General features: G+C 64.5%; 9 protein-coding genes and 1 pseudogene. 1 reads left to right on the top strand and 9 read right to left on the bottom strand.

The genetic code is table 11. From position 1 onward, the window contains the following. A partial coding sequence (locus tag MOV75_RS14970; RefSeq protein WP_247006085.1) for an NAD(P)/FAD-dependent oxidoreductase occupies positions 1-498 on the bottom strand: 498 nt, incomplete at its 3' end. Positions 499-796: 298 nt separating this feature from the next. Here MOV75_RS14970 and MOV75_RS14965 point away from each other — a divergent pair. Continuing rightward, positions 797-1,969: an ABC transporter substrate-binding protein gene (locus MOV75_RS14965; RefSeq protein WP_246921333.1), complete on the top strand. Its 1,173-nt coding sequence runs from the start codon at positions 797-799 to the stop codon at positions 1,967-1,969. Between the two features lie 286 nt (positions 1,970-2,255). Here the strand turns inward: MOV75_RS14965 and MOV75_RS14960 are convergent, their stop codons facing one another. From MOV75_RS14960 to MOV75_RS14925, 8 genes and pseudogenes are all read right to left on the bottom strand, one after another. After that, entirely contained in the window at positions 2,256-4,127 is a 1,872-nt protein-coding gene (locus tag MOV75_RS14960; protein ID WP_246921335.1) for a bifunctional sugar phosphate isomerase/epimerase/4-hydroxyphenylpyruvate dioxygenase family protein, read from the bottom strand. Continuing rightward, positions 4,124-5,182 (bottom strand): Gfo/Idh/MocA family protein, encoded by a 1,059-nt coding sequence (locus MOV75_RS14955; RefSeq protein WP_246921337.1) that lies wholly within the window; start codon positions 5,180-5,182, stop codon positions 4,124-4,126. Before MOV75_RS14955 ends, MOV75_RS14960 begins: the two co-directional genes overlap by 4 nt. Continuing rightward, a complete protein-coding gene (locus MOV75_RS14950; RefSeq protein WP_246921339.1) occupies positions 5,179-5,916 on the bottom strand; it encodes an ABC transporter ATP-binding protein in 738 nt (245 codons plus the stop codon). Before MOV75_RS14950 ends, MOV75_RS14955 begins: the two co-directional genes overlap by 4 nt. A gap of 9 nt (positions 5,917-5,925) precedes the next feature. Beyond that, complete coding sequence (locus tag MOV75_RS14945) at positions 5,926-6,669, bottom strand: ABC transporter ATP-binding protein (RefSeq protein WP_246921341.1); 744 nt, start codon at positions 6,667-6,669, stop codon at positions 5,926-5,928. Further along, positions 6,666-7,664 (bottom strand): branched-chain amino acid ABC transporter permease, encoded by a 999-nt coding sequence (locus MOV75_RS14940; RefSeq protein ID WP_246921343.1) that lies wholly within the window; start codon positions 7,662-7,664, stop codon positions 6,666-6,668. Before MOV75_RS14940 ends, MOV75_RS14945 begins: the two co-directional genes overlap by 4 nt. Beyond that, positions 7,661-8,536 (bottom strand): branched-chain amino acid ABC transporter permease, encoded by an 876-nt coding sequence (locus MOV75_RS14935; protein WP_246921345.1) that lies wholly within the window; start codon positions 8,534-8,536, stop codon positions 7,661-7,663. The genes MOV75_RS14940 and MOV75_RS14935 overlap by 4 nt, the downstream gene beginning before the upstream one ends. 207 nt (positions 8,537-8,743) lie before the next feature. Further along, on the bottom strand, positions 8,744-9,874 hold the full coding sequence (locus tag MOV75_RS14930) for an ABC transporter substrate-binding protein (protein ID WP_246921348.1): 1,131 nt from the start codon (positions 9,872-9,874) through the stop codon (positions 8,744-8,746). Between the two features lie 56 nt (positions 9,875-9,930). Further along, a pseudogene (locus MOV75_RS14925) lies at positions 9,931-10,247 on the bottom strand (shikimate dehydrogenase); the annotation flags it as partial.

Raw genomic sequence — 10,247 nt, 5'->3', positions numbered from 1 at the left:
GGCACCGACGATGACGAAGGTCAGCCGCGCCGCGCTCTTCTGCGGATCGGTCTCCCGCTCGGCGCGCTCGAATGCCACCAGGATGTGCCGGCGCAGCGTGGTGCCGTCCTCCAGCGTCTTCAGGCCGGGCGCCCACTGCTCCCATTCGTCGTGGCCGAAATAGGCGTGACGCGCGCCGGTCGCCAGCACCAGCGTGTCGTAAGGCACCTCGCTGCCGTCGTCGATCAGCACGCAGCGCCTTGCCGCATCGACGCCGCTGACAGTCGCGAACAGCGTCGTCACCTCCGGTCTGTCGCGCATGAGATGGCGGATCGGCCATGCGATCTCGCTGGTCGCGAGCGAGGCGGTCGCGACCTGATACAGCAGCGGCTGAAACAGATGATGGTTGCGGCGGTCGATCAGCGTGATCTCGACCGGGGTGCCTGCCAACCGGTAGGTCGCCTCCAGCCCGCCGAAGCCGGCCCCGACGATGACGACGCGGTGCGGTGTCGTGGTCATGATGTACCCTCGAATCTCGCTGACTCTTCCTGCTCATTTAAGTGCGGATTGGGTGCGGCGGTCCAATAGCCGTCATCAATCGCCAGATAGGCCCGATGTATCGATTTGGCGCGAAAAAGCGCCGCAGCCTTGGTCGAAGTAAGTAGAATTATATTTCTTGCCATCCCCGATTGGGGCGAAATATGGTGCAGGGCAGGCGCTGAGCCATTGGCGGCTCGATGGATTTTGCGTTCAATAGAGACGACCCGGGGCGGCGATCACCCCGCTTGCGGGCTCAATAATAAGGAGGGGAGTGGTTATGAGGACGGCATTCTGGCTGGCGGGCGCAGCGGCGCTGGTGCTGGCAAATCAGGCATCCGCCGGCGACACCATCAAGATCGGTTTCGTCTCGACCTTCAGCGGCCCGACCGCCGTGATCGGCAACGACATGCGCAACTCCTTCGAGCTCGCGCTCGACCACATGGGCCGCAAGATGGACGGCAAGCCGGTCGAGGTCATCTACGAGGACGACGGGCAGAAGCCCGACGTCGGCAAGCAGAAGACCGAGAAGCTGGTGCAGTCCGACAAGGTCGATTTCATCGTCGGCTACATCTGGTCGAACGTGCTGCTGGCTTCCTTGAAGACCGCGGTGGACTCGCAGACCTTCCTGATCTCGGCCAATGCCGGTCCCTCGCAGCTCGCCGGCGAGCTCTGCTCGCCCTACGTGTTCTCGACCTCCTGGCAGAACGACCAGACGCCGCAGGCCATGGGCCTCTACATGAACCAGAAGGGCGTCAAAAGCGTCTTCCTGATCGGGCCGAACTATGCGGCCGGCAAGGACATGCTCGCGGGCCTCAAGAACACCTTCAAGGGTGAGATCAAGGGTGAGGAATACACGGTCTGGCCGAGCCAGCTCGACTTCTCCGCCGAGCTCTCCAAGGCCCGCGCCTCGGGCGCCGAGTCGATCTTCGTGTTCTACCCCGGCGCCGCCGGCGTGCAGTTCCTCAACCAATATACTCAGGCGGGCCTGAAGAGCACGATGCCGCTCTACACCGCCTTCACCGTCGACGAGCTGTCGCTGCCGCTCCAGAAGGAGAACGCGCTTGGCGTTCCCGGCGCGCAGCAGTGGGTGAATGACCTGCCCAACGAGCAGAACAAGCGCTTCGTCGCCGACTACCGCAAGAAGTACACCGGCCTGCGTCCGACCTATTACGGCGCCCAGACCTACGACGCCGCCCAGCTCATCAACAGCGCGGTGGTCGCGGTGAAGGGCGACACCAGCAAGAAGGACGCGATGAAGGCCGAGATGGAGAAGGCCAACTTCAAGTCGCTGCGCGGCGCGTTCAAATACGGCAACAACCACATCCCGGTGCAGAGCTTCTATCTGCAGGACGTCGTCAAGGACGCCGAAGGCCAGCTCGCGCTGAAGACGGTCGCGACCATCGTCGAGAACGACCAGGATCGCTTCCACGACAAGTGCAAGATGAAGTGAGTGCGGTGTGGCCACCGGATGAGGGGGCTCTTCTGCCCCTTCAATTGTAAGTATCTTAGGGTGGGCAAAGCGAAGCGTGCCCACCATTCGCACCGCATAATTGGCGAGGTGGTGGGCACGGCGCAAGCGCGCCTTTGCCCACCCTACGTTCCTCGATAGCCTCCGCACCGTCATTGCGAGCGCAGCGAAGCAATCCAGAATCCCTCCGCGGAGGCAATCTGGATTGCTTCGTCGCAAGGGCTCCTCGCAATGACGATGAGGAGAACGACGTGCGAGAAAGAGACACCTACACCCTCGGCATGCTCGCAGGCCGTACCTCGCGGGCCTGCGCCGCCAGCCTGATCCCGGCATTGGCGGCACCAAAGCCCCGATAGTCTCGCCGCTCGACGATCTCGAAGAAGAACCGCTCGTCGAAGATGTGGGTGTAGACCTGGAAGAACTCGCCGTCGCCCTCGCGGTCGTAGAGGATGTGGTTGGCGCGCAGCTGCGCCATCAGCTCGGGCGCAAGGTCGTATTTGGCTTCGATGTCGTCATAGTAGTTGTCAGGGATATCCAGGAAATCCGCGCCGCGCCGGCGCATCTCCGCGACCGTCGCAAAAATGTCCCGGCACGCGAACGCGATGTGCTGCACGCCTGATCCAAAAAACTCCGAGATGAAGCGCGCCGGCAGGGTGCGGTTGGCGGAGGAGCCGTTGAGCACGAAGCGCAGGCTCTGGTCGGCGTTGATGATGGCCTGGCTCTGCACCAGACCTCTGGGGTCGGCGATCTCCATCTGCGGTAGCCGCGTCAGGTCGAGGATGCCGGTGTAGAACAGCAGCCAGGACAACATCTCGTCATAGGGCATCGACTGCGCGATATGATCGACGGCGAGCAGCGCGTCCGCGCCCGCATCGCTCGTGACAGGCTCGAAATCCGTGTCCCAGTTCTTGCCGGCCTGATCGAGGAAATAGAGCAGGCTGCCGCCGACGCCGTGGATCGCCGGGATTTCGAGCTCACCGGGCCCGACCGGCTGGTAAAAGGTGCGCGTCTTCAGCGTCTCGGCACGCTGCATGGCAAGGCCGGCATTGTCGACATCGAGCGCAATCGCGCAAACGCCGGGGCCGTGCGTGACATAGTGGGAATGGGCGAACCCGTCGGTCTCGCTATTGATGACGAGCTCGACCTTGCCCTGCGACCAGCGCTCCACCGCCTTGCTGCGATGCGCGCCGGTCTTGCGGAAGCCGAGTTGCGAGAACAGGTGGGCGAGCTCGCCGGCCTTGGTCTCGTTGACGGCAAACTCGATGAACCCGGTGCCGCGGCTCTTCGCCTTCGGCGCCAGCGGCTCGCGGACGAGCTTCGGCCAGTCCGGTGCGAGCTGGTCTTCCAGCAGGATCAGCGAGCGCAGGCCGTCGATGGCGGTCTGCGCGGCCGAGCCGGCGCGGAACTGGTCGTTGAAGATCTCCAGCGACAGCGGCCCGGCATAGCCGGTCGCCGCGATCGCCGCCATGAACTCGCCGACCGGCAGATCGCCCTGACCGGGAAACGACCGGAAGTGCCGGCTCCAGGACAGGATGTCGAGCGCGAGCTTCGGCGCGTCCGCAAGCTGCACCAGAAAGATCTTGTCGCCGGGGATCGAGGCCATCGCACCCGTCGGAAATCCCGGCGCCAAGGCGTGAAAGCTATCGAGGATGATCCCGATCGCGGGATGATCGGCGCGCCGCACGATCTCCCAGGCATCGCGATAGTCGTTGACATGGCTTCCCCAGGCCAATGCTTCGTAGCCGACGCGCAAGGAGCGCTTGGCCGCGCGTTCGCCCAACTCGCGAAAATCGTCGGCGGCTCGGTCGATGCCGCCGAGCGAGGCGGGCGAGACGTTGGAGCAGATCAGCAGGAGATCGGTGCCGAGCTCCTGCATTAGATCAAACTTGCGTTCCGCGCGGGAAAAATTGCGCGAGCGCTGCGGCTCGGGCATGCCCTCGAAATCGCGGAACGGCTGGAACGCGCAGATCTCGAGATTGAGATCCTTGCACAGCTGCGCCACCTCGCGTGGGCCAGCGCCGAACGACAGCAGATCGTTTTCGAAGATCTCGACCGCGTCGAAGCCCGCGGCCGCGATGGCGCGGAGCTTTTCGTCGAGCGCGCCTGAGAGGGAGACGGTGGCGATCGAACGCTTGTTCATGCAGCTTGCTCCATGATCCGGCCCGGCGATACTTTTTGGCTCGTGCGCGCAGCCTCGCTGACGGCCTCGACGACAGCGAGCGTGGCCATCGCGTCTTCGACGGAGATCAGCGGCTGCTCGCGGCCCGCGATCACGGCGAGAAAATGCCGGAGCTGCTCGACGAGCGGATCGTAAGCCGAGAGTGCGACGGGCTCGCGAACCAGCGGCGCATGCCAGCCGGGACCTTGTCGATACGACCACAGCTCCATGGTAGGCACCGACAGCGAACCATTGGTGCCAGCGAAGACGTAGCAGGGCTGGTCCTGCCTGGGATAGACCGCATTCTCGCCGGCGGTCAGTTCCCAGCTCCACGGCGCCGGCGTCGCATCCGACGCCGTCACGGTTCCGAGCGCGCCATTGGCAAAGCGAAGAATGAGGGCGGCCGTGTCCTCAACCGCGAAGCCGCGCATCTTGTTCGAGGTCAGCGCTTGAACTTCGACGATCTCGCCGCAAACGAAGCGAAGATTGTCGATGTCATGGATGAGATTGATCAGCAGTGGCCCGCCGCCTTGCTCGCGCCGCCATGCGACTTCGAAATAGTCGTCGGGCTTCTTCAGCAACCAGAGTCCCACCACCGCGGTGAGCTGGCCGAGCTTGCCGCCCGCCACGGTCTCGCGTGCGGCCTTGATGAGGGGATTGTGTCGCCGGTGGTGGCCGACCAGCATCGGCACGCCGGTACGTTTCACGGCCGCGCACAGGCGCTGTGCGGTGGCAACCGTCTCGGTCACCGGCTTCTCGATCAAGGCCGGCACGCCCGCCTCAGTGCAGTCGAGCGCCATCGGCAGGTGCAGCGTGTTGGGCGAGGCAATGATCAGGCCGTCAGGCTTCTCCTGCGCCAGCAAGGCGCGGTGGTCTGCATAGCAATGCACGCCACGCGCCTGTGCATAATCCTTCGCGGCTGGCGAGGGATCGGCGATGCCGGCGAGCGCGCAATCCTTGGAGGACTCGATCAATTCAATGTTGCGGCGGCCGATCAGGCCGGCACCTGCAACAGCGATGCGCATTTTCGCGCTCATGCCGCACTCTCCTCCATGGCGCCGCCCAGGAACAATTGCCCGATGCGCGGATCGTTCAGGATGCGCCTGGCGTCGTCGACCATGCGGGTCTGGCCGAGCTCGAGCACGATGCCGATATCGGAGATCTCCAGCGCCGAGCGCGCGTTCTGCTCGATCATCAGGATCGTGACGCCGCGGTCGCGCAAGCTTTTGAGGATGTCGAAGGTCTGCTGCACCATCAGCGGCGACAGGCCGATCGAGGGCTCGTCGATCAGCACCAGCTTCGGCTCGAGCAGTAACGAGCGGGCGATCTCGAGCTGCTTCTGCTCGCCGCCCGAGAGCGTCGAGGCCTGCTGCGTCGACTTGCGTCGCAACGCGGGGAAGAGGTCGAGCGCGGCTTCGATCCTTCTTGGGAGGTCGAGACCCTTCCCGGCAGCGACGCCGCCGAGCTCGATATTGTGGCGCACGGACAGTTCGGGAAAGATGTTGCGGCCCTGCGGCACGTAGCAGATGCCGGCATTGAGCAAGGCGCGCTGGCTCAAATTGGTGACGTCGCGGCCGCCAAAGCTGATCTTGCCCTCGCGCAGCTTCAACAGGCCGAAGATCGCCTTGAACACGGTGGACTTGCCGGCGCCGTTCGGGCCGATGATGGTGGTGATGGTCGCCTGCGGCACCGAGAAATTCGTGCCGTTCAGGATCGTCATCTTGCCGTAGCCGCCGACGAGATTGTGAACCGAGAGGATCGGGTCGCTCATGTTGGCTTCCTAATGTCCGAGATAGGCTTCGATCACGGCGGGGTTTTTGCGCACCTCGTCCGGCCGTCCCATCGCCAGCACCTTGCCTTCCGCCATCACCATCACGCGCGAGCACAGCGACATCACGAACTCCATGTTGTGCTCGATCACGACGAAGGTGGCGTTCTTCTCGCGGTTGATCGCGACCAGGCGCTCCTTCAGATCCGCCAGCATCGACGGGTTGACGCCGCCCGCGGGCTCGTCGAGCAGCACCAGCCGCGGTCCGCCCATGAAAGCCATGGCGGCGTCGAGCAGCTTCTGCTGGCCGTAGGAGAGCCCGCCCGCGGGCTCGTCGGCGAGATGGTCGAGCTTGAAGAAGCCGATCATCTGGTTGGCGGCCTCCGTCAGTCCGGCATCGGAGCGGCCGACCAGGCGCGAGGCCATGTTGCCCTGATGCTCCTGTCCGGCGAGGATCAAATTCTCGCGCACCGAGAGTTTCGGGAAGACCTGAAGGAGCTGGAAGGTACGGCTGACCCCGAGCTTGTTGAGTTCGGCGGGGCGCAGGCCGGTGACGAGCTTGCCGTCGAGCTTGACCTCGCCGCCTGATGGCGTGAGCTGGCCGAGGATGCAGTTGAAAAGGGTCGACTTGCCGCAGCCGTTCGGCCCGATCAGGCCGAGGATCTCGCCCTCGCGCACGTCGAACGAAACGCCGTCGACGGCGCTGATGCCGCCAAAGTTCTTCTTGATGCCGGTGACTTCGAGGACCGCACTCATTGCGCCGTCTCCAGGCGGGATTTTGCGACGGCGCGCAGCGCGGACGCTGCCTTGGTGCGGCGTTCGGCAAGATAACGGTCGAGGATTCCCAGAATGCCGGTCGGCGACCAGATCAGCAGCAGCATCACCGCCACGGCATAGAGCATCAGATAATAGCCCTCGGTGAAGCGCAGCCATTCCGGCAGCAGCACCGCGATCATCGCCCCTAAGAACGGACCGAAATAGAAGCCGGCGCCGCCGACGATCACCATCATCAGCAGGTCGAGCGAGAGTGACAGGTTGAACGGCACCGGATCGATATATTGCGTCAGCGGCGCATAGAGCGCGCCGGCGACGCCGCCGAGCGCCGAGCCGATCGCGAACGCCATCAGCGTGTAACGGCGGGTGTCGATGCCGAGCGATTGCGCGCGCAGCGGGTTCTCGCGCAGCGCCATGAAGGCGCGGCCCCAGGGCGAACGGATCAGCCACCACACCGCCAGCGACACGATCGCGAGCGAGCCGAGGCAGACATAATAGAACGGCAGTGGCTTGTTGGTCGCGAGGCCGAAGATGTGCGGGCGCGGGATGTTGGAGATGCCGTAGATGCCCCCGGTCAGCCAGCTCTCGTTGCGGAACACGAGGAATGCGAGGGTGGAGAAGGCGAGCGTGACGAAAGCGAGGTAATGGTGCTGCACGCGCAGCGCGGGATAGCCGAGCACCCAGCCGACGGCGAAGCTCAAGGCGATCGCGACTAGGATCGCCGCCGGCAGCGGCCAGCCATGCGTGGTCATGATGGCGGAGGCATAGGCGCCGATGCCGACGAACGCACCTTGGGCCAGCGAGACCTGGCCGGCATAGCCGAGCGTGAGGTTGAGCCCCATCGCGGCGATGCTCATTACTGCCCATTGGCTCAGGATGAACAGGCCATAGCGGTTGAAGTTCATGGGGACGATGATCAGCGCGGCGATGACGGCGAGGCCGAGCGCGATCTTCAGGGGTTTGGCGAAGCCGCTCATACCGTGCGCTCCTCGGCGCGGCCGAGCAGGCCCTGCGGCCGGAACAGGATGACCGCGATCAGGAAGATCATCGGCACGGCGGCGCGGTACTGGGTCGAGACATAGGCAGCCGCGAGATTGTCGAGCACGCCGATCAACAGGCCGCCCGCGATCGCGCCGCGCACCTGGTTGAAGCCGCCCACGATCGCGGCGATGAAGGCCGCCTGGCCCAGCACCTCGCCGGAGGAGAACTTTGCAAGGTAGATCGGCGTGATCAGAAGCGAAGCCAACGCGACAAGGAAGGCGTTGATCAGGAAGGTCAGCAGGATCATGCGCTCGACAGGGACGCCGATGATGCGTGCCACCGTCGGGTTCTGCGCCGCAGCCTGCATCTGGTGTCCGAGCGAGGTGCGGTTGAGCAGCGTGGTCAGACCGAGCACGGCGAGGATGGCGACGACCAGCACGCCGATGCTTTGCAGCGACACCGCGTGGCCGAGGATGGAGATGTCACCGGTCGGCAGGACCGATGGGAATGGCGAGGCCTCGGCGCTGAAGAACTGCTTCACCGCTTCCTTGAGGCCGATCGCCAGCGCCATGGTCGCAATCGCGAGCGGCAGCACGCCGTGGCGCATCATCGGGTCGACCAGCAGCAGCTTGAAGGCGAGGCCGAGCAGGATCATCGAAAGCAGGATGCCGAGGATGATCGCGAGCCAGAACGGCGCGCCGGCATGCATCGCCGCCAGCATCAGGAACGCCGGCAGCATCACGAACTCGCCTTGCGCGAAATTGATGGTCTGCGAAGTCTGCCACAGCAGCGTGAAGCCGACCGCGACCAGCGCATAGATCGCGCCGGTGGCAAGTCCCGCAACCAGAAGATCGAACAGGTTGGACATTTTCCCCTCTCGTGTCCCTCGCCCCGCTCTATCGTCTTCCTCGTCCCGCACTTGCGGGGAGAGGGCGGGGTGAGGGGCGCTCTCCGCGAATTCAACTGTCCGCCATTGCGGAAGCAGCCCTCACCCCAACCCTCTCAGCGCGTGCGAAGCTCGTCGCGGCCCCGTAAGAACGGGGAGAGGGAGAGGAGAGATGAAAGACCGCGTCGCTCACTTCACTTTCGGCAGCACCTGCTTCACGACCTGCTTGCCTTCGACCACTTCGACCAGAAAGCTCTGGCGGTCGATGTCGCCGGTGTCGCTGAAGGTGACGTCCATCAGGATGCCCGGCTCGTCCGCGGCCTTGATGGTGAGGCCGTGCAGCGTGTCGGCAAACTTCTTCGGGTCGACCTTGCCCATCTTCTCGGTGGTGGCCTTCACCATGTAGACGGCGAGATAGCCCTTCAGGCCGTTGTGGTCGGGGACGTAATTGTACTTCTTGGAAAACTTCTCGCGGAACGCCTTGATCAGGTCGACCGGCGCATCGGTGGTGAGGCCGACATGGCCGCGCGCGCCGTTGGCGGCATCGCCCGCGAGCTCGATCACCTTCTGGCCGATCAGCGTGGTCTCGCCCATCAGCGGCGCGGCGACGCCCTGGCGCTTCAGCTCTTTCAGGATGCGCGCGCTCTCTTCTTCGTTGAGATAGACGAAGACGGCATCGGGATTGGCAGCCTTGATCTTGCCGACGTCAGCGGCGAAATCGGCCTGGCCCGCTTCGGTGGAGAGGTCGGCGACCACCTTGGAGCCGAGCCGGTCGAGCTCCTTGACCACGACATCGCGCCCGCCGCGACCAAAGTCGTTGTTGACCCAGACCACCGCGACGGTCTTCGCCTTCATCTCGTCGTGGATGTACTTTGCGACTTTCGGCATCGATGATTGTTGGCCGAACGAGGTGCGGAACAGGAACTTGTTGCCGGCCTGCGTCAGTTCGGCGGCTTCGCCGCCCATGATCTGCGCGATGCCGGCTTCGGCCGCGAGCGGGGCTGTGACCTTCACCGAGCCGGAATAGCCGGGCCCGAGCAGCACATAGGGCTCGGCATCGAGCGCCTTCTGCACCTGGGCACGTGCCACACCCGGGTTGGACTGCGAGTCGGCGTGGGTGACCTCGAGCTTGCGGCCGAGCACGCCGCCCTTGGCGTTGATCTCCTCGATCGCGAGGTCGATGCCGTTCTTCCAATTGGTGCCGACGGTGGCGCCGCCGCCCGAGAGCTCGGCGACATCGGCGAGCTTGATCGCCTGGGCAAGGGCGCTCGTTGCCGTCACGGCGGTGAGCAGCGCGCCCACCAATAGCGTTGATTTCATCGTCGTCTCCTCACGTTTCAAATTTTGCAAGCGGCCTTGTATCCGGCCGCTTCGCCTCAAGCTGCCTGATAGGCGGCGCTGCGCGCAGCCATCACGGCATCAAAAGCCTCTCCCATAACTTCCGTCGAGGGGGCAAGGCCGGTGAACAGTTCGAAGGCGTCCGCCGCCTGGTAGATCGCGAGCTCGCGGCCGGTCATGATCCGAGAGCCTTTGTCTCGGGCTGCGGCAAGCAGCGGTGTGATCAGCGGCGAATAGACGGCGTCGGCGACCCACAGGTCTGCCCTGAGCAGCACCGCCGGCACGGGCGTATCCCGGTTCGGCAGCATGCCGACCGGCGTGCCGTTGACGAGGCCGGTTGCGCCATCGAGTGCCT

The sequence above is a fragment of the Bradyrhizobium sp. PRIMUS42 genome (assembly GCF_023006515.1).
Lineage (GTDB): Bacteria > Pseudomonadota > Alphaproteobacteria > Rhizobiales > Xanthobacteraceae > Bradyrhizobium.
This window is presented reverse-complemented; position numbering and strand designations above follow the sequence as displayed.